Annotated in this window: 18 protein-coding genes and 2 rRNA genes; 15 read left to right on the top strand and 5 right to left on the bottom strand. The window is 72.4% G+C overall.

Features of this window, described 5'->3' with window-relative positions:
• The 4 genes from BMZ82_RS29785 to BMZ82_RS41360 form a co-directional block, all read left to right on the top strand.
• Nucleotides 1-323: ribosomal RNA gene (locus BMZ82_RS29785) — 23S ribosomal RNA — on the top strand; the annotation flags it as partial.
• Between the two features lie 101 nt (nucleotides 324-424).
• Nucleotides 425-541, top strand: a 5S ribosomal RNA gene (gene rrf, locus BMZ82_RS29790).
• 194 nt (nucleotides 542-735) lie between these two features.
• Entirely contained in the window at nucleotides 736-1,914 is a 1,179-nt protein-coding gene (locus tag BMZ82_RS42835) for a hypothetical protein (protein WP_218159059.1), read from the top strand.
• Nucleotides 1,899-2,669, top strand: a complete 771-nt coding sequence (locus BMZ82_RS41360) for a tetratricopeptide repeat protein (RefSeq protein ID WP_218159060.1) — start codon at nucleotides 1,899-1,901, stop codon at nucleotides 2,667-2,669. The genes BMZ82_RS42835 and BMZ82_RS41360 overlap by 16 nt, the downstream gene beginning before the upstream one ends.
• Nucleotides 2,670-2,745: 76 nt before the next feature.
• On the opposite strand, the gene BMZ82_RS29800 is transcribed toward BMZ82_RS41360, so the two are convergent.
• The gene (locus tag BMZ82_RS29800) at nucleotides 2,746-4,029 is read right to left on the bottom strand and encodes a DUF1015 domain-containing protein (RefSeq protein ID WP_093780505.1); all 1,284 of its coding nucleotides are present in this window, start codon (nucleotides 4,027-4,029) and stop codon (nucleotides 2,746-2,748) included.
• 82 nt (nucleotides 4,030-4,111) lie between these two features.
• Here BMZ82_RS29800 and BMZ82_RS29805 point away from each other — a divergent pair, with 82 nt between their 5' ends.
• The 4 genes from BMZ82_RS29805 (at nucleotide 4,112) to BMZ82_RS29820 (ending at nucleotide 8,250) form a co-directional block, all read left to right on the top strand.
• Nucleotides 4,112-5,140, top strand: coding sequence for an HAD hydrolase-like protein (locus BMZ82_RS29805; protein WP_093780506.1), 1,029 nt, complete (start codon nucleotides 4,112-4,114; stop codon nucleotides 5,138-5,140).
• 109 nt (nucleotides 5,141-5,249) lie between these two features.
• On the top strand, nucleotides 5,250-6,293 hold the full coding sequence (locus BMZ82_RS29810; protein WP_093780507.1) for a FecCD family ABC transporter permease: 1,044 nt from the start codon (nucleotides 5,250-5,252) through the stop codon (nucleotides 6,291-6,293).
• Nucleotides 6,290-7,366 (top strand): FecCD family ABC transporter permease, encoded by a 1,077-nt coding sequence (locus BMZ82_RS29815; RefSeq protein ID WP_093780508.1) that lies wholly within the window; start codon nucleotides 6,290-6,292, stop codon nucleotides 7,364-7,366. The genes BMZ82_RS29810 and BMZ82_RS29815 overlap by 4 nt, the downstream gene beginning before the upstream one ends.
• Nucleotides 7,363-8,250 (top strand): ABC transporter ATP-binding protein, encoded by an 888-nt coding sequence (locus BMZ82_RS29820; RefSeq protein ID WP_093780509.1) that lies wholly within the window; start codon nucleotides 7,363-7,365, stop codon nucleotides 8,248-8,250. Before BMZ82_RS29815 ends, BMZ82_RS29820 begins: the two co-directional genes overlap by 4 nt.
• 7 nt (nucleotides 8,251-8,257) lie before the next feature.
• On the opposite strand, the gene BMZ82_RS29825 is transcribed toward BMZ82_RS29820, so the two are convergent.
• Nucleotides 8,258-8,605, bottom strand: coding sequence for an SCP2 sterol-binding domain-containing protein (locus tag BMZ82_RS29825; RefSeq protein WP_093780510.1), 348 nt, complete (start codon nucleotides 8,603-8,605; stop codon nucleotides 8,258-8,260).
• A gap of 42 nt (nucleotides 8,606-8,647) precedes the next feature.
• Here BMZ82_RS29825 and BMZ82_RS29830 point away from each other — a divergent pair, with 42 nt between their 5' ends.
• The 6 genes from BMZ82_RS29830 to BMZ82_RS29855 all read left to right on the top strand — a co-directional run bounded on the left by BMZ82_RS29830 (nucleotide 8,648) and on the right by BMZ82_RS29855 (nucleotide 14,953).
• On the top strand, nucleotides 8,648-8,917 hold the full coding sequence (locus tag BMZ82_RS29830) for a hypothetical protein (RefSeq protein WP_093780511.1): 270 nt from the start codon (nucleotides 8,648-8,650) through the stop codon (nucleotides 8,915-8,917).
• A gap of 76 nt (nucleotides 8,918-8,993) precedes the next feature.
• The gene (locus BMZ82_RS29835) at nucleotides 8,994-9,809 is read left to right on the top strand and encodes a TlyA family RNA methyltransferase (protein ID WP_093780512.1); all 816 of its coding nucleotides are present in this window, start codon (nucleotides 8,994-8,996) and stop codon (nucleotides 9,807-9,809) included.
• Nucleotides 9,806-10,711 (top strand): NAD kinase, encoded by a 906-nt coding sequence (locus BMZ82_RS29840; protein WP_079663221.1) that lies wholly within the window; start codon nucleotides 9,806-9,808, stop codon nucleotides 10,709-10,711. Before BMZ82_RS29835 ends, BMZ82_RS29840 begins: the two co-directional genes overlap by 4 nt.
• Nucleotides 10,712-10,903: 192 nt before the next feature.
• A complete protein-coding gene (recN, locus tag BMZ82_RS29845; protein ID WP_093780513.1) occupies nucleotides 10,904-12,622 on the top strand; it encodes a DNA repair protein RecN in 1,719 nt (572 codons plus the stop codon).
• An 8-nt stretch (nucleotides 12,623-12,630) separates the two neighbouring features.
• Nucleotides 12,631-13,464 (top strand): hypothetical protein, encoded by an 834-nt coding sequence (locus BMZ82_RS29850; RefSeq protein ID WP_256252182.1) that lies wholly within the window; start codon nucleotides 12,631-12,633, stop codon nucleotides 13,462-13,464.
• Nucleotides 13,465-13,819: 355 nt separating this feature from the next.
• Nucleotides 13,820-14,953, top strand: a complete 1,134-nt coding sequence (locus BMZ82_RS29855) for a glycosyltransferase family 4 protein (protein WP_093780514.1) — start codon at nucleotides 13,820-13,822, stop codon at nucleotides 14,951-14,953.
• Nucleotides 14,954-14,957: 4 nt separating this feature from the next.
• Here the strand turns inward: BMZ82_RS29855 and BMZ82_RS29860 are convergent, their stop codons facing one another.
• The 3 genes from BMZ82_RS29860 to BMZ82_RS29870 form a co-directional block, all read right to left on the bottom strand.
• Nucleotides 14,958-16,601: a PucR family transcriptional regulator gene (locus BMZ82_RS29860; protein WP_093780515.1), complete on the bottom strand. Its 1,644-nt coding sequence runs from the start codon at nucleotides 16,599-16,601 to the stop codon at nucleotides 14,958-14,960.
• A 101-nt stretch (nucleotides 16,602-16,702) separates the two neighbouring features.
• On the bottom strand, nucleotides 16,703-18,085 hold the full coding sequence (locus BMZ82_RS29865) for an FAD-binding oxidoreductase (protein ID WP_093780516.1): 1,383 nt from the start codon (nucleotides 18,083-18,085) through the stop codon (nucleotides 16,703-16,705).
• Between the two features lie 75 nt (nucleotides 18,086-18,160).
• On the bottom strand, nucleotides 18,161-19,963 hold the full coding sequence (locus BMZ82_RS29870; protein ID WP_093780517.1) for a glycoside hydrolase family 15 protein: 1,803 nt from the start codon (nucleotides 19,961-19,963) through the stop codon (nucleotides 18,161-18,163).
• Nucleotides 19,964-20,432: 469 nt separating this feature from the next.
• Here BMZ82_RS29870 and BMZ82_RS29875 point away from each other — a divergent pair, with 469 nt between their 5' ends.
• Complete coding sequence (locus BMZ82_RS29875; protein ID WP_093780518.1) at nucleotides 20,433-22,151, top strand: CTP synthase; 1,719 nt, start codon at nucleotides 20,433-20,435, stop codon at nucleotides 22,149-22,151.
• Nucleotides 22,152-22,231 lie beyond the last annotated feature (80 nt).

The raw sequence follows: 22,231 nt of genomic DNA on the forward strand, positions 1-22,231 counted from the left end.
CTGGGTTTAGAACGTCGTGAGACAGTTCGGTCCCTATCCGCTGCGCGCGCAGGAATATTGAGAAGGGCTGTCCCTAGTACGAGAGGACCGGGACGGACGAACCTCTGGTGTGCCAGTTGTTCTGCCAAGGGCATGGCTGGTTGGCTACGTTCGGGAGGGATAACCGCTGAAAGCATCTAAGCGGGAAGCCTGCTTCGAGATGAGTATTCCCACCCCCTTTGAGGGGTTAAGGCTCCCAGTAGACGACTGGGTTGATAGGCCGGATGTGGAAGCCCAGTAATGGGTGAAGCTGACTGGTACTAATAGGCCGAGGGCTTGTCCTCAGTTGCTCGCGTCCACTGTGTTAGTTCTGAGGCAACGACTGTTGCCGGCTAGAGCTGGAAACAAGTAAAAAGTGTGCTTGTTCGCTCGAAACCATTAGGGTTTCGGTGGTCATAGCGTGAGGGAAACGCCCGGTTACATTCCGAACCCGGAAGCTAAGCCTTACAGCGCCGATGGTACTGCAGGGGGGACCCTGTGGGAGAGTAGGACGCCGCCGAACAATATTTGGAAAAGGACCCTCGGTCCCAGCGTTCAGCTGGGGCCGAGGGTCCTTTTTGTTTTTCCGGAGCGCGCCGGGTACCCGGGTGCGCGAGTATGTTTGCGGTACCGAAGACAGGAGTCACCCGATGTCCACCAACTCTCCCGACGACCGACCGGAGCGCGACCAGCGGCGACGGGACAATGGGGACCGCGGTGATCGCGGCGATCGCGGTGCCAGCCGCGGGGACCGTGGCGACCGTCCCGCCTTCCGGCGTGATGACAACCGTGGTGGTGGGGGCGGCGGTTACGGCCGGCGTGACGATCGTCGTGACGACCGTGGCCGTGACGACCGTGGGGACCGTCCCGCGTTCCGCCGCGACGACCGACGCGATGACCGTCGGGACGATCGGCGTGACGACAACCGTGGCGGTGGCGGCGGTGGGTTCCGGCGCGATGACAATCGTGGTGGAGAGCGTCCCGCTTTCCGGCGGGACGACAACCGTGGTGGTTCCGGTGACCGTGGTGGTTTCCGTCGGGACGATCGTCGTGATGACCGTCGTGAGGGTGATCGGGGTTCTCGTCCGGCGTTCCAGCGGGACGACCGCGACCGTGCGCCCCGTCGGGACGACCGGGGAGACCGGCCCCCCTTCCGCCGCGATGACAACCGTGGTGGTTCCGGTGACCGGGGTGGCTTCCGGCGTGACGATCGTCGTGACGACCGGGGCCGTGACGACCGTGGGGACCGTCCCACGTTCCGCCGTGACGACCGACGCGACGACAACCGTGGTGGAGAGCGTCCCGCCTTCCGCCGCGATGACAACCGTGGTGGGGACCGTCCCGCTTTCCGTCGGGACGACAACCGTGGTGGTTCCGGTGACCGTGGTGGTTTCCGTCGGGACGATCGTCGTGATGACCGTCGTGAGGGTGATCGGGGTTCTCGTCCGGCGTTCCAGCGGGACGACCGCGACCGTGGACCCCGTCGGGACGACCGGGGAGACCGGCCGCCCTTCCGACGCGACGACCGTGGCGAGCGGCCGCCCTTCCGGCGGGATGACAGGCGGGACGACCGACGCGATGACCGTCGGGATGATCGGCGTGACGACAGCCGTGGTGGGGAGCGTCCCGCTTTCCGTCGGGACGACAACCGTGGTGGCGGTGGGTTCCGTGGTCGGGATGACCGGGGTGCTCGTGGGCCGCGTCGGGATGACCGGGGTGGGCGGCCCGGTGGATTCCGGGGCCGGGATGGGCGCGATGACCGTCGGGACGACCGGCAGGGCGGTGGCGGCCGGTTCCGTGACGAGCGGGACCGTGACCGTGAGCCGATCAAGCGGCTGCCGATCCCGGAGGACGTCACCGGTGAGGAGATCGACAAGGACGTGCGGCAGGAGCTGATGAGCCTGCCCAAGACGCTTGCCGACGACGTCGCCAGGAACCTGGTGATGGTCGCCCGGCTGATCGACGAGGAGCCCGAGCAGGCGTACGCCTACTCCAAGATCGCCCTGCGGCTGGCCTCGCGCGTCGCCGCCGTGCGTGAGGCCGGTGGGTTCGCCGCGTACGCCAACCAGAAGTACAGCGAGGCGCTCGCCGAGTTCCGGGCCGCGCGGCGGATGAGCGGCGGTGTCGAGCTGTGGCCCGTCATGGCCGACTGCGAGCGTGGGCTCGGGCGGCCGGAGAAGGCGCTCGAGATGGCCGGCGCTCCCGAGGTGAACAAGCTGGACAAGGCCGGCCAGGTGGAGATGCGGCTCGTCGCCGCCGGGGCCCGGCGTGACCTGGGGCAACTGGACGCGGCCATCGTGACGCTGCAGAGCCCCGAGCTGGCCGCCAGCTCCGTCCAGCCGTGGACCGCGCGGCTGCGGTACGCGTACGCCGACGCGCTGCTCGCCGCCGGGCGCGAGGGCGAGGCGCGGGAGTGGTTCGCGAAGGCCATCGAGTCCGACAAGGACGGCAGCACGGACGCCTCCGACCGGCTCGCCGAACTCGACGGGGTGGACTTCGTCGACGCCCTCGACGAGAGCGAGACCGAGGCCGAGACCGAGGCCGAGGCCGAGGCCGAGAGCGACACCGAGAGCGACATCGAGACCGAGAGTGACGCGACCGTGGCTGAGGAGGCCGAGGTCGTGGTCAAGGTCGAGCGTGACGAGGACTGACCTGGTCTGACGCAGGTCTAGGGGCGGGATCCGGTGTCACCGGGTCCCGCCCCCCTTTTTTTTGTGCGTCGGGAGGTCAGATGTCGAGTGCGCGCAGGACCAGGCCCGAGGCCGGTTTCGGGCCGAACGACGTCGACTTGCGGGGCATCGTGACGCCCTGGCGGGCGAGGTCGCGGACGACGTCCTCGCGGACCGGGTGGAGCAGGACCGCCGTACCGCCGTCGCGTTCCGCCTTCGCCACCGTCGCGGCCGTGTCGTGGATGTAGGCGACGCGGGCGGGGTCGTCCTCGGGGATGTGCCACACGTGGTCGAGGAGCGTGGCGTGCAGGACCGTCGCGTCCAGGGTGCGCCAGGCCGCCGGGCGGTCGGCGGGGATCGTGCGGTCCAGGAGCGCCGGGTCCGGGCGGTCCACGAGGTGGAACGCGCCGTCGCCCGCCAGGAGGAACGCGTTGCCCGCGCAGGCCGCGTCCGCCAGGGCGTCGAGGGCCTCCGGGAGGGGGACCGTCAGGCGTTGGACGCGGAACCGGCCGTCGAGCGCGGCCAGGGCCTGGGCGACCGGCAGGCCGTGCAGGAGGCGGTGGATGGCGCGGACGCGCAGGGGGTAGCGGGCGGTGTCGACCAGGAGGACCAGGCCGTGGTCCCAGGGGCTGGGGGAGGGGTGCTCCGCGTGGAGGCGGAGATAGGTCGCCCAGCGGTGGTGGCCGTCGGCGATGAGGGCCTGGTGGCGGGCGAGGTCTGCCTGCACGCGGGCCGTCTCGGCGGGGTCGGTGATCGCCCAGAGGCGGTGGCCGTAGCCGTTCTCCGTGGTGGTGGACAGGAGCGGGGAGCGCTGCGCCGTGCGGTCCACGATCTCGGCCGCCGTGCCATTGCCGCGGTAAGTGAGCAGCAGGGGTTCGAGGTTGGCGTGCGTGGCGCGCATCAGGGCCGCGCGGTCGGCGACGATGTGCGGTATGACGTCCTCGTGCGGGAGGACGATCCCCTCCGACGGCTCCGAGACGCGCAGGGTGCCGATGAGGCCGCGTTGCAGCATGCCGTCCGCGTGCCGCTGCTCGTAGACGTACAGGGCGGGTTCGGCGTCGGCCGTCAGGATGCCCTCGGACAGCCAGCGGCGCAGGGTGCCGGCGGCCTGTTCGGTGCGGGCGGTGGAGGTCGTCGCCTGGGGGAGGATCAGGCGGACGATGTTGTACGGGTCCGCGTCCTGGAGTTGGTGCAGGCCGTCGGGGCGGACGACGACGTCGTACGGCGGGGAGGTGACGGCGGCGAGGCTGCCGACCCGGTCGGGGTCGTAGCGCAGGCCTCGGAACGGGGTGAGTTCCAGGCCTCGGCGCGCCGTTGCTTCCGAGTGACCTGCTGTGTTCATCCCGGCATCGTACGTGCGACCCGGGTGTCAGTGGCATGCGGGATGATCGGGGGAAAGCGGACCGAACGAGGAGCGATGTGCAATGAGCCGGACCGTCAGGACGCGGCCCGAGGCCAGTGGGCAGGCCCTGAGCGAGGCGTACGACACGGCGCTGCTCGACCTGGACGGGGTGGTCTACGCGGGCGGTGACGCGATCGCGTACGCCGTCGAGTCGCTGGCCACCGCCCGCGCGGGCGGGATGCGGCTCGCGTACGTCACCAACAACGCGCTGCGGACGCCGGACACCGTGGCCGGGCACCTCACCGAGCTGGGGATACCGACGGCGGCCGGAGAGGTCATCACGTCGGCGCAGGCGGTCGCGCGGCTGATCAGTGAGCAGGTGCCGGCGGGTGCGCGGGTGCTGGTGATCGGCGGGGAGGGGCTGCGGGTCGCGCTGCGCGAGCGCGGGCTCGAGCCGGTCGAGTCGGCGGACGACGATCCGGCGGCCGTCGTGCAGGGGTTCGGCGGGCCCGACCTGCCGTGGGGGCGGTTCGCCGAGGCGTCCTACGCGGTCGCGCGCGGGGTGCCGTGGTTCGCGTCCAACACCGACCTGACGATTCCCAGCGGGCGGGGCATCGCGCCGGGCAACGGGGCGGCGGTGCAGGTCGTACGGATCGCGACCGGCGCAGAGCCGCAGGTCGCGGGCAAGCCGCTGCCGCCCATGCACCGGGAGACGATCCTGCGGACGGGCGCGGAGCGGCCGTTGGTCGTCGGAGACCGGCTGGACACGGACATCGAGGGGGCGTTCAACGGGGAGGTCGACTCGCTGCTCGTGCTCACGGGGGTCACGGACGGCGCTCAACTGCTCGCCGCGCCGCCGCAGCACCGGCCGACGTACGTCGACCACGACCTGCGCGGGATGCTCACCGGGCAGCCGGAGGTCGGCCCGGCGGGCGACGGGTTCCGGTGCGGGGGCTGGACGGCGACCGCGCGGGCGGACCGGCTGGAGCTGGAGGGCGAGGGCGAGGCGCTGGACGGGCTGCGGGCGTTGTGCGCGGCGGCCTGGACGGCGGCGGGGGACGGGAGTTGCGGGCTGGACGGGGGGAAGGCGCTGGCGCGGCTGGGGTTGTGAGGCCGTCAGCCGTCAGCCGCCGGGCTCCGTGCGGTCCTGAACCTGTGAGCCCGGCGGCGGGCGTGACCAGGGAACGAGGAGAGATGGCAGGGTAGGCTAACCTAACTACGTGTTGGTCGACAGTGTTCCCGAGCAGTGCGCGGAGACCGCCCCCGCGCCCCCGAATCGCCAGGCGATACGGGTTGTTGGACTGTTCGCCGCCGTGGCGGTCCTGGCGTTGGTGGCGGTGGCGAGCATCGCCGTCGGGGCCAAGGAGCTGGCCGTCGGGCAGGTCTGGCACGGGCTGTTCGAGGACTCGGGGACGTACGCGGACGTCGTCGTCGACGAGCGGCTGTCGCGGACCGTGCTCGGGCTGCTCGTCGGGGCCGCGCTCGGGCTGTCCGGGGCCGTGCTCCAGGCGCTGACGCGCAATCCGCTGGCCGATCCCGGGCTGCTCGGGATCAACGCGGGCGCTTCGGCCGCCGTCGTCACCGCCATCACCTACTTCGGCGTCACGAGCCTGACCGGCTATGTGTGGTTCGCGTTCTTCGGGGCGGCCGCGGTCGGCGCGCTGGTCTGGTTCCTCGGCGGCAGCCGGGGGGCCACGCCGGTGCGGCTCGCGCTCGCCGGCACCGCGATCAGCGCCGCGCTCTACGGCTACCTCCAGGCCGTGATGATCATGGATGAGGCGGCGCTGTCCAGGATGCGCTTCTGGACGGTCGGTTCGCTGTCCTCGGCGACCGACGAGATCATCTGGCAGGTGCTGCCCTTCCTGGCGGTCGGCACGTTCCTCGCGTTCGCCCTCGCCCGGCCGCTGAACGCCGTGGCCATGGGCGACGACACCGCCAAGGCGCTCGGCGCGAACCTCAAGCGGACGCGCGCGCTGTCGATGCTCGCCGCGACCGTGCTGTGCGGAGCGGCGACCGCCGCCTGCGGGCCGATCGTGTTCGTCGGGCTGATGGTCCCGCACGTCGTGCGCTCGTTCACCGGCCCCGACCTGCGCTGGATCATGCCGTACGCGGCCCTCCTGTCGCCGGTGCTGCTGCTTGGCTCCGACGTCATCGGCCGGGTCGTCGCACGGCCGTCCGAGGTACAGGTCGGCATCATCACCGCGATCATCGGCGGGCCGGTCTTCATCTTTCTCGTACGACGGCGGAGGACGGCCCAGCTATGAAGACCGTGGACATTGCGGACAGTGGGCGGAAGACCTCTGGTCGTCCCCGTGCGCTGCGCATGCCGGGTGGGCTGTCCGTGCGGCTGGATCCCCGGGCGCTGGTCGTCGTCGTGCTGCTGGTGGTGGCCGCGCTCGCCGCGAGCGTGGTGCTGATCGGCACCGGCGACTTCCCGATCTCGTCCGGTGACGTCGTCCGGACACTGCTGGGCGACGGCAACGCCGGGCAGGAGTTCATCGTCAACGAACTGCGGCTGCCGCGCGTCCTGGTGGGGCTGCTCGTCGGCGCGTCGCTCGGGCTCGGCGGGGCGCTGTTCCAGGCCGTGTCGCGCAACCCGCTGGGCAGTCCGGACGTGCTGGGGCTCGGGCAGGGGGCGACCGCCGGGGCGCTCGTGATGATCGTGCTGTTCTCCGGGAGCGCCGCCCAGGTGACCCTCGGCGCGCTGGTGGGCGGGCTGGTGACCGGCGCGCTGATCTACCTGCTGGCGTGGCAGCGGGGCGTCCACGGGTACCGGCTGGTGCTCGTCGGCATCGGCGTCTCGGCCGTCGCGACGGCGGTCAACGGATACCTGCTCACCAAGGCCGACTTCGTGGACGCGGCCCGCGCGGTCGTCTGGATGACCGGCACCCTCGACGGCCGGGACTGGAAGCAGGTCTGGCCGCTGCTCGCCCTGGCCGGCGTGCTCGTACCGCTGGTCCTCGCCAACGCGCGCGGGCTGCGGATGATGGAGATGGGCGACGACGTCTCCCACGCGCTGGGCGTGCGCGTGGAGCGCGTACGGCTGCTGCTGATGGTGGCCGCCGTCCTGCTCACCGCCGCCGCCACCGCCGCCGCGGGCCCCGTCAGCTTCGTGGCGCTCACCGCGCCGCAGCTCGCCCGGCGGCTGACCCGGTCGCCCGGGCCGAACCTCGTGCCGTCCCTGTGCATGGGCGCGGCCCTGCTGGTCACCGCCGACTGGGCCTCGCAACGGCTCTTCGGCGACGGACAACTGCCCGTGGGCGTGGTCACCGGCGTGCTCGGCGGGGTCTACCTGCTGTGGCTGCTGGTCACCGAACGCAAGGCGGGCCGGATATGAGCACCACCGATCCGGACCTGAGCACCACCCCTGTCGAAAACCGCGGGTCGGACAACCGAAGGAGCACCGTGAACCGCCTCTCCGCCGAGAACGTCACCCTCGCCTACGACCAGCGGGTCATCGCCGAACAGCTCTCGGTGGAGATACCCGACAACTCCTTCACCGTGATCGTCGGCCCGAACGCCTGCGGCAAGTCGACGCTGCTGCGGGCGCTGTCGCGGATGCTGAAGCCGAGCCACGGCCGGGTGCTGCTCGACGGGCAGGTCATCCAGTCGATGCCGGCGAAGAAGGTCGCGCGGACGCTGGGGCTGCTGCCGCAGTCTTCCATCGCGCCCGACGGGATCACCGTCGCCGACCTCGTGGGCCGTGGCCGCTACCCGCACCAGGGCATCCTGCGGCAGTGGTCCTCCGAGGACGAGCGGGTCGTGCGGGAGTCCATGGCGCAGACCGGGGTCGCCGAGCTCGCCGACCGGTACGTCGACGAGCTGTCCGGCGGGCAGCGGCAGCGCGTGTGGATCGCGATGGCGCTGGCCCAGCAGACCCCGCTGCTGCTGCTCGACGAGCCGACGACCTACCTCGACATCCAGCACCAGATCGACGTCCTGGACCTGTGCGCGGAGCTGCACGAGGAGCAGGGGCGCACGCTCGTCGCCGTGCTGCACGACCTCAACCACGCCGCCCGCTACGCCACCCACCTGATCGCGCTGAAGGGCGGCGAGGTCATCGCGCAGGGCGCGCCGAACGACGTCGTGACGGCCGCTCTGGTGGAGGAGGTCTTCGGGCTGCGCTGCCAGGTCATCGACGACCCGGAGACGGGGACGCCGCTGGTGGTGCCGGCGGCCCGGAAGGCCCGCGCGCGCGAGACGGTCACGGCCGCTTCCTGAGGGCCGTCTACAGCAGCTTTCTGAGCTGGAACAGGTCCCGCAGACCGGCCTCCAGCTTCACCCGGCCCGAGCCCCACGCCTTCGCGAAGTTCAGCCCGCCGTCGACCAGCGCGACCAGGTCGTCGCCGCTCATGGTCAGCCTGATCTGGGCCTTCTCCCGAGGCGGCCCTTGCAGGGTGTCGTGCACGACGATCCGGCCGTCCGCCATGCGGCCGACGAACGTCACGTCCAGGTCGGTGATCCGGCAGCTCACCGAACGGTCCAGGGCCGCGGCCGCCCGGACGTCCCCTTCGGTGCTCTGCATGTTGTCCGAGAGCTTCTCGAGTGCGGCGCGGCACTCCTCGATCGTGGCCATCGTGATCGACGGTACCCCAGCGGTTCGAGGTAGCGTCTGGGCATGAGCGACACAGTGCCGGGGGAGGACGTGCCGGGGGCGGACGTGCCGGAGCACGACCCCGCCGCGCCCGCCCCGCTGGCCGTCCCCCGCGTCCCCACCGGCGACGCCGGGGTCGACGCGCAGGTGGCACGGCTCGCCGACGCCGACCACCTCGCCACCGAGGGGCACCTCGAGGTGTACGAGGATGTACACCGGGGGCTGCGCGACGCGCTCACCGCGCTCGACGCCCGCCCGGGAACTCCGGGGCTCCCGCCGTCGTATGGCAATTAGGCACTAGCAGCACGCAGCCCCCAACGGGCAACACGCAACAGGCAACACGCAATAGGCAATAGGAGCTGAACCGAACGTGGCAGGAGTCGCACGGCGCCGTCTGGACGCGGAGCTGGTCCGCAGGAAGCTCGCGCGGTCGCGTGAGCATGCCGGGCAGCTCATCGCCGCCGGGCGGGTCTCCGTCGGCAAGACCGTCGCGACCAAGCCGGCCACACAGGTGGAGACGGCGGCCGCGATCGTCGTCGCCGTCGACGGCGACGACCCCGACTACGTGTCCCGCGGCGGGCACAAGCTGGCCGGCGCGCTGGCCGTCTTCGTACCGCTGGGGCTCGCGGTGGAGGGGCGGCGGGCGCTGGACGCCGGGGCGTCCACCGGGGGGTTCACCGACGTGCTGCTGAGGGCGGGCGCCGCACATGTCGTCGCGGTCGACGTCGGATACGGACAACTCGCGTGGTCTCTCCAGAGCGATGAACGCGTCACCGTCAAAGACCGTACGAACGTACGCGAGTTGACGCTTGAAGCGATCGATGGGGAGTCTGTGGATCTTGTCGTGGGGGACTTGTCCTTCATCCCGCTCGGGTTGGTCCTGCCCGCCCTTGCGCGGTGCACCAAACCGGACGCGGACCTGGTGATGATGGTCAAGCCGCAGTTCGAGGTGGGGAAGGAACGGCTCGGCAGCGGAGGCGTCGTACGGAGTCCGCAGTTGCGGGCGGAAGCCGTGCGGGGCGTGGCCGGGAAGGCGTGGGAGCTCGGGCTCGGGGTGAAGGGTGTCACCGCCAGTCCGCTGCCCGGACCTTCGGGCAATGTCGAGTACTTTCTGTGGCTCCGGGCCGGGGCGCCTGCCCTGGACCCGGCCGATGTTGACCGTGCAGTGGCGGAGGGGCCGCGTTGACTCAGAACCGAGCTCGTACTGTTTTCCTGCTCGCCCACACCGGGCGGCCAGCGGCCATCCGCAGCGCCGAGCTGGTGGTCAAGGGGCTGCTGCGCGAGGGCATCGGGGTGCGCGTCCTGGAGTACGAGGCCGCCGACCTGCCGCTGCCGGACGAGGTGGAGCTCGTCTCCGAGGCCACCCCGCAGTGCCTGGAGGGGTGCGAGCTGCTCATCGTCCTGGGCGGTGACGGCACGCTGCTGCGCGGCGCGGAGTTCGCGCGGGCGTCGGGGGTGCCGATGCTCGGCGTCAACCTCGGCAGCGTCGGCTTCCTCGCCGAGGCCGAGCGCGACGACCTCGACAAGGTCGTCGACCGGGTGGTGACGAAGGCGTACGAGGTCGAGGAGCGGATGACCGTCGACGTCGTCGTGCATCGCAACGGGGACATCGTGCACACCGACTGGGCGCTGAACGAGGCGGCCGTGCAGAAGGCGGGCGCCGAGAAGCTGCTCGAAGTGGTGCTGGAGATCGACGGGCGGCCGGTCACCGGGTTCGGGTGCGACGGGATCGTCCTGTCGACGCCGACCGGGTCCACCGCGTACGCGTTCTCCGCCGGTGGGCCCGTGGTGTGGCCCGAGGTGGAGGCGTTGCTGATGGTGCCGATCAGTGCGCACGCGCTGTTCGCGAAGCCGCTGGTGACATCGCCGGACTCGGTGCTCGCGGTGGAGGTGCTGCCGCATATTCCGCCGGGCGTGCTGTGGTGTGACGGGCGGCGGACCGTCGAGCTGCCGGCCGGGGCGCGGGTCGAGGTGCGGCGAGGGGCGGTGCCGGTTCGGCTTGCCCGGTTGCATCACGCTTCGTTCACGGATCGGCTGGTGGCGAAGTTCGCGCTGCCCGTTTCCGGGTGGCGTGGGGCTCGGCACTAGCCTTCTGCGCTGTTTGCAGGGGGTGGTGGGGACTCGTGGCGGCTGCGGGTTAGTCGTGGCTTGTCGCGCCCACGCGGCGGAGCCGCATATCGATGCGGCCCGCGCCCCTCAGGCGAGTCCACTCGCCCGGGTGACAGGGCGCCTCGCACTTTGCCTCCCCGACCTCGTAAGGTTCGGGTCGTGTTGGAGGAGATGCGGATACGGTCGCTCGGGGTCATCGACGACGCGGTGGTCGAGCTGTCGCCCGGGTTCACCGCCGTCACGGGTGAGACGGGCGCGGGCAAGACCATGGTGGTCACCAGTCTCGGGCTGCTGCTGGGCGGGCGCGCCGATCCCGCGCTCGTGCGGATAGGCGCCGAGAAGGCGGTCGTGGAGGGGCGCATCGCGCTGCCCGCGGGCGCTTCGGTGGTCGTACGGGCCGAGGAGGCCGGGGCCGAGCTCGACGACGGCGCGCTGCTCATCAGCCGTACCGTTTCCGCCGAGGGGCGGTCGCGGGCGCACGTGGGCGGGCGGAGTGTGCCCATGGGCGTGCTCGCCGAACTCGCCGACGAGCTGGTGGCCGTGCACGGGCAGACCGACCAGCAGGGGCTGCTGAAGCAGTCCCGGCAGCGGCAGGCGCTCGACCGGTACGCGGGGGACGCGGTGGCCGTGCCGCTCGCCAAGTACACCGAGGCCTACCGGCGGCTGCGGGCCGTGGCCGTCGAGCTGGCGGAGATCGTCACCCGCGCGCGTGAACGGGCTCAGGAAGCCGACCTGCTGCGCTTCGGCCTCGACGAGATCGCCGCGGTCGAACCGCGCGCCGGGGAGGACGTCGAGCTGGCCGAGGAGGCCGAGCGGCTCGGGCACGCGGAGGCGCTGTCGTCCGCCGCGACGGTCGCGCACGCCGCGCTGGCCGGCAACCCGGAGGATCCCGAGGGCATCGACGCCGCCACGCTCGTCGCGGGCGCGCAGCGGGCCCTGGAGGCCGTCAGGTCGCACGATCCGGCGCTGGCCGCGCTCGCCGGGCGGATCGGGGAGATCGCGATCCTGCTGGGCGACGCGGCGGGCGACCTCGCGGGGTACGCCGACGACCTCGACGCCGATCCGCTGCGGCTGTCGGCCGTCGAGGAGCGGCGGGCCGCGCTCACCGGGCTCACCCGCAAGTACGGGCAGGACGTGAACTCCGTTCTCGCCTGGGCCGAGCAGAGCGCCGCCCGGCTCACCGAACTGGACGGCGACGACGAGCGCATCGACGAACTGACCGCCGAACGGGACGGTCTGCGGGCCGAACTCGGCGGGCTGGCGCAGGCGCTGACGGACGCGCGCACGGAGGCCGCCGAGCGGTTCGCCGCCGCCGTGACCGCCGAACTGGCCTCCCTTGCGATGCCGCACGCGCGCGTGTCGTTCGACATCCGGCAGACCGAGGACCCGGAGGGCGTCGAGGTCGGCGGCCGTACCGTGGTCTACGGACCGGCCGGCGCGGACGAGGTCGAGCTGCTGCTCGCCCCGCACCCGGGCGCTCCGGCGCGGCCCATCGCCAAGGGCGCGTCCGGCGGTGAGCTGTCGCGCGTGATGCTCGCCGTCGAGGTCGTGTTCGCTGGGACGGATCCGGTGCCGACGTATCTCTTCGACGAGGTCGACGCGGGCGTGGGCGGCAAGGCGGCCGTGGAGATCGGGCGGCGGCTGGCGCGGCTCGCCAAGACCGCGCAGGTCGTGGTCGTCACCCACCTTCCGCAGGTCGCCGCGTTCGCCGACCGGCAGTTGCTGGTGGAGAAGACCGACGACGGGTCGGTGACCCGGTCCGGCGTGAAGATCCTGGAGGGCGAGGACCGCATCCGCGAACTGTCCCGGATGCTCGCGGGCCAGGAGGACTCCGAGACGGCCCGCGCCCACGCGGAAGAGCTGCTGGCCACGGCCCGGGCGGACGGCTAGCGGCACCCATGCGAAGCGGACGGGGCACGGCTTTCGCGGCGGCGGCCGGGCTGACGCGGGCGACGGCGGCCGTGTTGCGCGGGGCGGCTCCTGGTGGGCGGGCGCGCTGGGAGCGCGAGAACCATGCGGGGCGGACGGTCGGGCTGTACGCCGGCCCCGCCGCCGCGCTGGCCGGCGCGGTCGTGGCCGGGCGGGTGGCTCCGGCCGCCGCGCTCGCCGTGGGCGTCGCCGGGATCTGCGGGGCGTACGACGACGTCGTCGGCGTCGGCGATCCGCGCCGGGGTTTCCGGGCGCATCTGGGCGCACTGCGGCACGGCGAGGTCACCAGCGGGGCCGTGAAGCTGTTCGGCATCTCGGCGGCCGGGCTGGTCGCGGGGGCGCTGCTCAAGGAACGGCCGCTGGACAAGGTGCTCGCCGGGGTGGTGATCGCCGGGGCCGCGCACTTCGTCAACCTCCTGGACGTACGCCCCGGGCGGGCCGCCGGCGCCGTACTCGCCCTCGGCGCGCCCGGTTTGCTGCGGGCGGGGATCGCCGGGGAACTGTCCGCGGCGGCGGTCGGCGCCGGTGCGGCCGTCCTGCCCGAGGACCTGGCCGGGCAGGAGATGCTCGGCGACACCGGGGCACACGCACTGGGCGCGCTGCTCGGGGCGGCGGTGGCGGCCGGCAACGGGCGCGCGGGGCTCGTCGCGCACGCGGCTGCTGTGGTGGCCGCCGCGGTGTGCGGGGAGCGGGTGAGTGGGGTGGCGAGGTCCGGGTTCGGGCGGTCGGCAACGGGCGCGCGGGGCTTGTCGCACACGCGGCGGCCGTCGTCGTGGCTGCCGTGGTGTGTGGGGAGCGGGTGAGCGGGCGGTGAGGGCTGGGTTCGGGCGGACGGGGCTCGGGTGGTCGGGACGCGGTCCATCGAGACTCGGGTGACCGAGAGTCGGGTGATGTAGGCCCGGGTAATGCAGGCCCGAGTGGTCCAGGCCCGGTCATTCAGGCTTGGGTAATCGAACGGAACCCTGTTTTTCTCACCCGTGTGGGTGATGCAGGGGGGCCTGTTGCCGGGTGCCGGGGTGCTCGGCGGCACGGAACACCCGTACGTGCTGGCATCCTTGGGCGGAGAACGTGGAGGAACGTCAGCGGTCCACCCCTCCGCCCGGCCCTTCAGTACGTTTCACCGTGACCGTCCGACGCCGAACCAGGAGCCCCGGCCACGTGAGCAGCCACTCACCGCACGGCCAGTCCGCGCTGCGCACCGTGCAGGTGCTGGGCGGCGGCAACGCCGGCAGCAGCGCACATGTGCGCTCCCTGGCCGCGGGGCTCGTCGCGCGGGGCGTGCGAGTGACCGTGTGCGCCCCCGTCGAGGCCGATCACGCCTACGACTTCACGGGCGCCGGCGCCGAACACGTGCACGTGCCGCGCAGCAGCGATCCGGGGTCCGTGGCGGCGCTCCGGGCGGCCTGCGCGGACGCCGACCTGGTCCATGCGCACGGGCTGCACGCCTCCTTCCGGGCCGTCCTCGCGCTCAGCGGCCGGCACACCCCGCTCGTCGTCACCTGGCACAGCCGGGCGCACGCCGAAGGGGCCCGCGCCCATCTGCTGCGGCTGCTGGAACGGCGGGTCGCGCGGACCGCCGCCGTGGTCCTCGGCACCACCTCCGACCTGGTGGACCGGGCCCGCCGCACGGGCGCCCGCGATGCCCGCCTCGCCGCCGTGGCGCTGCCCGAACCCCGCCGGGGCGAGGGCGAGGGACCCGAGGAGTCCGAGCAGCCGGGGTCCAAGCTGCGGGCCGAACTCGGCGCCATCGGACGCCCGTTGCTCGTGGCGGTCGGCTCCCTGGACCGCCACCGCGGCTACGACCTCCTGCTGGACGCCTCGCGCGCGTGGCGCGGGCTGGACGCCGTACCCCTGGTCGTGGTCGCGGGGGAGGGGCCGCAGCGGGCGGAGCTCCAGCGCCGTATCGAGGACGAGGAGTTGCCGGTCCGGCTGCTCGGGCGGCGGGACGACGTGAGCGAACTGCTCGCCGCCGCCGACCTCGCGCTGCTGCCGGGCGGCGAGGAGTCACGGTCGGTCCTGGCGCAGGAGGCGCTGCACGCGCGCGTGCCGCTCGTCGCGGTCCAAGCCGGCGGCATCCGCGAACTCGTCGGCGACGCCGCCGAATTGGTACCGCCCGGCGACGCGGAGACCTTCGCCGCCGCCGTCGTACGACTTCTCGGCGACCCCGAACGCTGCGAAGTCCTCCGGGACTTGGGCACCCGGCAGGCCGCCACCTGGCCCACCGAGGACGAGACCGTCGCCCAAGTCCTCAGCGTCTACGATGAGTTGACGCAGCTCCGGCCGATGATCTGACTCCTCAGAGCACATGCCGTCGGGCCTGGAGTGCCAGGCTCAACGCCAGGACCGTCTGCGGGTCGTCGAGGTCGGTGCCGAGCAACTCGCCGATGCGGGCGAGGCGGTTGTACAGCGTCTGGCGGTTCAGGTGCAGTTCGCGGGCCGTCTCCGCCTTGCGGCCCGCGTGCGCGAGGTAGGTCTCCAGGGTGGGCAGCAGGGCCGGCTTGGCACGGCGGTCGTGGTCGCGGACCGGGCCGATCGCACGGTCCACGAAGGCCGCCAGGTCGGGGTGTTCGCGCAGCCGCCACAGCAGCAGGTCGATGTCGAGGCGGCGGGCGTCGTACCAGGGGCGGTCCGGCAGGCCCTGCGCGGCGGTCGCCGTCTCCGCCGCGTGCCGCAGGCCCGCCGAGGCGGCCGCCCAGCCGCCCGCGACCCCGACGACCACCACCGGCGGCGCGGCCCCCGGCCGCCGCATCCCGGCCCGCTCCACGCCCGCCCGCAGCGCCGCCGCGACCCGGTCGGCCACCGCCGGCCGCTCCGCCTCCGCCCGCAGCCCCAGCAGCAGCGGCACCCGGCCCTCCACCGGCCGGACGCCCAGCAGCACCGGCACGCCCACCGACGCCAGCTCCTCGGCCACCGCCCGCGCGAGCACCGCCCAGCCGCCGCCGGGGGAGAGGCCCTCGCCCAGCCGCATCACGACCGGCAGCAGCGGGCCGTCCCCCGGTCTGAAGCCGAGGACGCGCGCCTGCGCCGGGGCGTCCTCGGCGGCGATCCGGCCCTCGCCGAGGTCGGTCAGGAAGTCGCCCCGGCCGCGCGCCGCGAGCTCCTCCTCCTGGCGGGCCTGCATCAGCACCACGGCCAGGATCCCGGCCGCCCGCTCGGCGGCGATCCGGTGCACCGGCGCGAGCGGGGCGCGCACGGGCAGCAGTACGAGCCGGGCGCGTACCGAACCCGCCCCCGGCCCGCCCCCGGGCACGTCCACCAGGACCGAACCGGCGGGCGGCGGCGCGTCCTTGTGCGGGCCGCGCAGCCCCTCCCACACCTGGAGCGGGTCCGCGCCCTCGGGTCCGGCCCCGGCCGCGTACAGGAGTTGGCCGTCGGTCGTCTCCAGGAACACCGGGTTGCCGCTGAAGTCGGCCAGGATGCCCAGTACGTGAGGGATCCCGCCGCCGCCGAGCAGGGCCTCCGTGCAGCGCCGGTGCACTTCCTCTGCCCGTTGGAGCAGCGCGTAGTGGCCGTTGACGATCTCGGTGTGGATCTCCTCGGTGACCGTCACGAAGGGCACCTCGCGGTGCAGTTGGACCAGCGGGAGGCCGCTCGCGCGGGCCGTCTCGACGAGGGCGGCGGGCAGCCGGGTGAAGCGCGGGCCCAGCTCGATCACCAGGGCCGTGATGCCCCGCTCGGCCAGTGTGCGGACGAACGCCCGCTGCTCGGCCGGCCGGGTGCCGAGGCCGTAGCCCGTGGTCAGCAGCAGTTCGCCGCCCTTGAGCAGTGAGGCGATGTGCGGGACCTCGCCCGCGTGCACCCAGCGCACGGCGCGCTCCAGCCGGTCGGCGCCCGCGAGGATCTCGGGCAGGCCGCTGCGCAGGCCGGGCAGCTCCAGCGCGCGCCGCACGGTGATGCCGGCGCCGTGGCTGTCGAGACGGTGGTCGGTGGGGCTGTCCATGCAGCGGACGGTACCCGCGCGGCCGCCCCGGCAGCATCAGCGGACCGGGTCGGACGGCCCGGCCACCGTCCTCGACGAGGGCGCGGCAGCCGGGTGGGCGATCAGATGGGCTTGATGTTGTGGTTGAAGCGGAAGACGTTGTCCGGGTCGTACCGTCGTTTCACCTGTCCGAGCCGTTGGGCGTTGTCGGCGCCCACGCCGGCCACCACCCGGTCGGTGCCCTCGTCGCCGATGAAGTTGAGGTAGACCGCGCCCGTGCTCCAGGGCCGTACGGCGGTGCGGACGTCCCGCACCCACTGGACGCACCGCTCGTCGTCCGCCGGGTCCTCCCACAGCCCGAAGGGGTGCACGGCCCACGGCGCGTCGCGGTAGGGGACGGGGTACTCGTGCGGCCCGGCGGCGATCGCGCCGCCCTGCGGGAACAGGGCGTGCATGGTGCCCGTCGGCACCGGCACCGACTCGCCGCTGGCGCAGAAGGCGTCCACCAGGTCGTCGGGGGCGTCCGTCAGGTACTCCGCCGACCAGTAGTTCCGCATCCCGGGCGGGTCGTCGAGCATGCACTGCACGTCGGCGTACGGCATCGCCCCGACGACCTCCGACTCGTGCGGCAGCGCCAGCAGCGGTTCGGCGAGCTTGCGCAGGTCCGCCTCGGTGCCGGCGTACGTCAGCAGCGCCGCGACCAGCCGGGTGCCGACCAGGTGCGGCGGGACGAACTCCGCGGGCGGCGCGGTCATGTAGAGGGCGGCGCCGCTCGCCTCGTCCGGGCCTGCCGCGATCACGTCACGGTAGGTGCGGGTGACCTCCCGGCCGTACTCCGGGAGGTACAGCAGCAGGGCGATGGAGAACTCGGGCAGCTCGTGCAGCTTCAGGGTGAGCGCGGTGGCGACGCCGAAGTTTCCGCCGCCGCCGTGCAGCGCCCAGAACAGGTCGGGGTTCTCGTCGCCGCTCGCGTGGATCCGCTCGCCGTCGGCGGTGACCAGCTCGACGCCCAGCAGGTTGTCGACCGCCAGCCCGCAGCAGCGGTCCAGCCAGCCGCTGCCGCCGCCGAGGACGAAGCCGCCGACGCCGGTCGTGGAGGCCCGCCCGCCGGTCGTGGCCAGCCGGTGCGGCTGGCAGGCGCGGTCCAGGTCGCTCATCGTGGCCCCGCCCGCGATCCGTACCGCCTCGGCCGCCGGATCGACGCCGACCGCGCGCATGTGACGCAGGTCCACGACCACGGCCCCGTCGCCCAGCGCCATGCCCGCCACACTGTGCCCGCCGCCGCGCACCGCGACGGGCAGGTCCAGATCACGGGCGAAGCGCACCGACCGGACGACGTCCGACTCGTCCACGCACTGGGCGATCACGGCGGGACGGCGGTCGATCATCGCGTTGAAGACCGCCCGGGCCTCGTCGTAGCCCGGATCCCCCGGGGCGAACACGTCGCCGACCAGATCCTCGCGCAACGCGGCAAGCGCCGCGCCCGCCTTCGACGGGGAGGCCATACGGCGCCCCCTTCCATGCAGGGGCTGCTGACCTTCCCAGCCTAGGCGTGCGCGGCGCCGCGGTCCTGTTCAGCGTCAGCCGCCGTATGCCCCCGACGCCGTCAGGCGCAGGGCCGTGTCGATCAGGGGGACGTGGCTGAAGGCCTGCGGGAAGTTGCCGACCTGGCGTTGCAGGCGCGGGTCCCACTCCTCGGCGAGCAGACCGAGGTCGTTGCGCAGGGCGAGCAGCTTCTCGAACAGCTTGCGGGCCTCGTCGACGCGGCCGATCATCGCGAGGTCGTCCGCCATCCAGAACGAGCAGGCCAGGAACGCGCCCTCGTCGCCGGGGAGGCCGTCGACGCCCTCGTCGCCGCCCGAGGTCGGGTAGCGCAGGATGAAGCCGTCCGTGGTGGACAGCTCGCGCTGGATCGCCTCGATGGTGCCGATGACCCGCTTGTCGTCCGGGGGCAGGAAGCCCATCTGCGGGATCAGCAGCAGCGACGCGTCCAGCTCCTTCGAGCCGTAGGACTGCGTGAACGTGTTGCGTTCCTTGTCGTAGCCCTTCTCGCACACGTCGCGGTGGATGTCGTCGCGCAGCTCGCGCCACTGCTCCAGCGGGCCGTCCGCGTCGCCCGACTCGATCAGCTTGATCGTGCGGTCGACGGCGACCCAGGCCATCACCTTGGAGTGCACGAAGTGCCGGCGCGGGCCGCGCACCTCCCAGATGCCCTCGTCCGGCTCGTCCCAGTGCTGCTCCAGGTAGCGGATCAGCTTGAGCTGGAGCAGGGAGGCGTAGTCGTTGCGGGCCAGGCCCGTCATGTGGCCCAGGTGCAGGGCCTCGGTGACCTCGCCGTACACGTCGAGCTGGAGCTGGTGGGCCGCGCCGTTGCCGACCCGGACCGGGCCGGAGTTCTCGTAGCCGGGCAGCCAGTCCAGCTCGGCCTCGCCGAGCTCGCGCTCGCCCGCGATGCCGTACATGATCTGCAGGTTCTCGGGGTCGCCGGCGACCGCGCGCAGCAGCCACTCGCGCCAGGCGCGGGCCTCCTCGCGGTAGCCGGTGCGCAGCAGCGAGGACAGGGTGATCGCCGCGTCGCGCAGCCAGGTGTAGCGGTAGTCCCAGTTGCGGACGCCGCCGATGTCCTCGGGCAGCGAGGTGGTGGGCGCGGCGACGATGCCGCCGGTCGGCGCGTACGTCAGGGCCTTCAGCGTGATCAGGGAGCGGATCACGGCCTCGCGGTAGGGGCCGTGGTACGTGCAGTGCTCGACCCACTCGCGCCAGAAGTCCTCCGTGGCCGTCAGCGACTGCTCGGGCTCCGGCAGCGCGGGCGGCTGCTTGTGCGAGGGCTCCCACGAGATGGTGAACGCGATCCGGTCACCGGGGGCGACCGTGAAGTCGGCGTACGTCGTGAGCGACTTGCCGTAGGTCTCGCAGTCGGTGTCGAACCACACCGAGTCCGGGCCCGCGACGGCCACCGTACGGCCCTCGTGCTTGTGCACCCAGGGGACGACCCGGCCGTAGGAGAACCGCATCCGCAGGGCCGAGCGCATCGGGACGCGGCCCGAGACGCCCTCGACGATGCGGATCAGTTGCGGCGCGCCGTCCCGAGGGGGCATGAAGTCGATCACCCGGACCGTGCCGCGCGGGGTGTCCCACTCGGACTCCAGGATCAGCGAGTCGCCCCGGTAGGAGCGCCGGGCGGCGCGCGGCGGCGGCGCGTCGGAGGCGTGCGCGGGGCCCAGCCGCCAGAACCCGTGTTCCTCGGTGCCGAGCAGACCGGCGAAGATCGCGTGCGAGTCGAAGCGGGGCAGGCACAGCCAGTCGACTGTGCCGTCCCGGCAGACCAAGGCGGCGGTCTGCATGTCTCCGATGAGTGCGTAGTCTTCGATGCGCCCGGCCACGTGCAACTCCAGTCGAACGGCCACGTCACCCCCATGCGATACGGGGGCTGTCGCTAGTGCGGTCAAGGGGTCGTTTGTCATGCGTCGTTTAGCGCTGAAGCAAAGCAGTCGGCCGGCCATCTAGGCAAAACGCCGATTCTTGCTCAACGAACTGACGAGGTCTCGTTGTTCCGGTGGGATACGGGCGGGGGTGTGCCGTCTTTCCGACCGGACTCGGCAGCGAGTGTCCGAGCAGGATACGACGCACGTAGATGATCTGCGTGCCGCTCCGGACAACCAGGGTGGGCCGAACGGGTGAGCGGCGGGTGAGGAACCGGTGCGGGAGCCGCCGTCCGTGTCGGGCTGTGCGCGGAGCGTGGCCGGAAGCCAGGTCTCCGAGGCGCTGATACCCTGGTAGCCCGTGGACCGGTGGTCTCGAAGCCCCCGAACCGCAACCCCAAATAGCGACCACGGGAGCCCCCTCTTGGCCATGACGCCCACTGCTTTTCGATCTGGCACAGCCACGACGACCAAGCACATCTTCGTCACCGGGGGTGTCGCCTCCTCGCTCGGCAAGGGTCTGACGGCCTCCAGCCTCGGCATGCTGCTCAAGGCGCGCGGTCTGCGCGTGGTGATGCAGAAACTCGATCCGTACCTGAACGTCGACCCGGGCACGATGAACCCCTTCCAGCACGGTGAGGTGTTCGTCACCAACGACGGCGCCGAGACCGACCTGGACATCGGCCACTACGAGCGTTTCCTCGACCGCGACCTCGACGGCTCCGCGAACGTCACCACCGGCCAGGTCTACAACACGGTGATCGCCAAGGAGCGGCGCGGCGAGTACCTGGGCGACACCGTCCAGGTCATCCCGCACATCACCAACGAGATCAAGCACCGCATCCGCCGCATGGCGACGGACGAGGTCGACGTCGTGATCACCGAGGTCGGCGGCACGGTCGGCGACATCGAGTCGCTGCCGTTCCTGGAGACGGTCCGCCAGGTCCGCCACGAGGTCGGCCGGGACAACGTGTTCGTGGTGCACATCTCGCTCCTGCCGTACATCGGCCCCTCGGGCGAGCTGAAGACCAAGCCGACCCAGCACTCGGTCGCGGCCCTGCGCAACATCGGTATCCAGCCGGACGCGATCGTGCTGCGCTGCGACCGCGAGGTGCCGACCGCGATCAAGCGCAAGATCTCGCTGATGTGCGACGTCGACGAGTCCGCGGTGGTCGCCTGCCCCGACGCCAAGTCGATCTACGACATTCCCAAGACCGTGCACGGCGAGGGCCTGGACGCCTATGTCGTCCGCAAGCTGGACCTGCCGTTCCGCGACGTGGACTGGACGACGTGGGACGACCTGCTCGACCGCGTCCACAACCCGGACCACGAGATCACCCTCGCGCTGGTCGGCAAGTACATCGACCTGCCCGACGCCTACCTCTCGGTCACCGAGGCGCTGCGCGCCGGCGGCTTCGCCAACAAGGCCCGCGTGAAGATCAAGTGGGTCACGTCGGACGACTGCAAGACCCCGGCGGGCGCCAGGGCGCAGCTCGAGGACGTCGACGGGATCTGCATCCCGGGCGGCTTCGGCGACCGCGGGGTGCTCGGCAAGGTCGGCGCCATCCGCTACGCCCGCGAGCACAAGGTCCCGCTGCTGGGCCTGTGCCTGGGCCTGCAGTGCATCGTGATCGAGGCCGCGCGCAACCTGGCCGACATCCCCGACGCCAACTCCACCGAGTTCGACTCGGCCACCGGCCACCCGGTCATCTCCACCATGGCCGAGCAGCTCGACATCGTCGCCGGCGACGGCGACATGGGCGGCACGATGCGGCTGGGCATGTACCCGGCCAAGCTGGCCGAGGGCTCGATCGTGCGCGAGGTGTACGACGGCAAGGAGTACGTCGAGGAGCGCCACCGGCACCGTTACGAGGTGAACAACGCCTACCGCGCGGAGCTGGAGAAGAAGGCGGGCATCCTGTTCTCCGGCACCTCGCCGGACGGCAAGCTCGTCGAGTACGTCGAGTACCCGCGCGACGTCCACCCCTACCTGGTCGCCACGCAGGCGCACCCCGAGCTGCGCTCGCGGCCCACGCGTCCGCACCCGCTGTTCGCCGGCCTGGTGAAGGCGGCGGTCCGGCGGAAGGTCGAGGCGACGGCCGAGGTCACGGCCGGGGCGGCGGTCGAGGCGGGGAAGGCTTCGAAGTAACACACCAGTTGTACGGTGGCCGGGGCGCGGATCTTCAAAGGTCGGCGCCCCGGTTTCTCGTTTGCGCACGTGGCATGTGG

Origin of the sequence: Streptomyces sp. yr375, from assembly GCF_900110755.1 — a bacterium.
Lineage (GTDB): Bacteria > Actinomycetota > Actinomycetes > Streptomycetales > Streptomycetaceae > Streptomyces.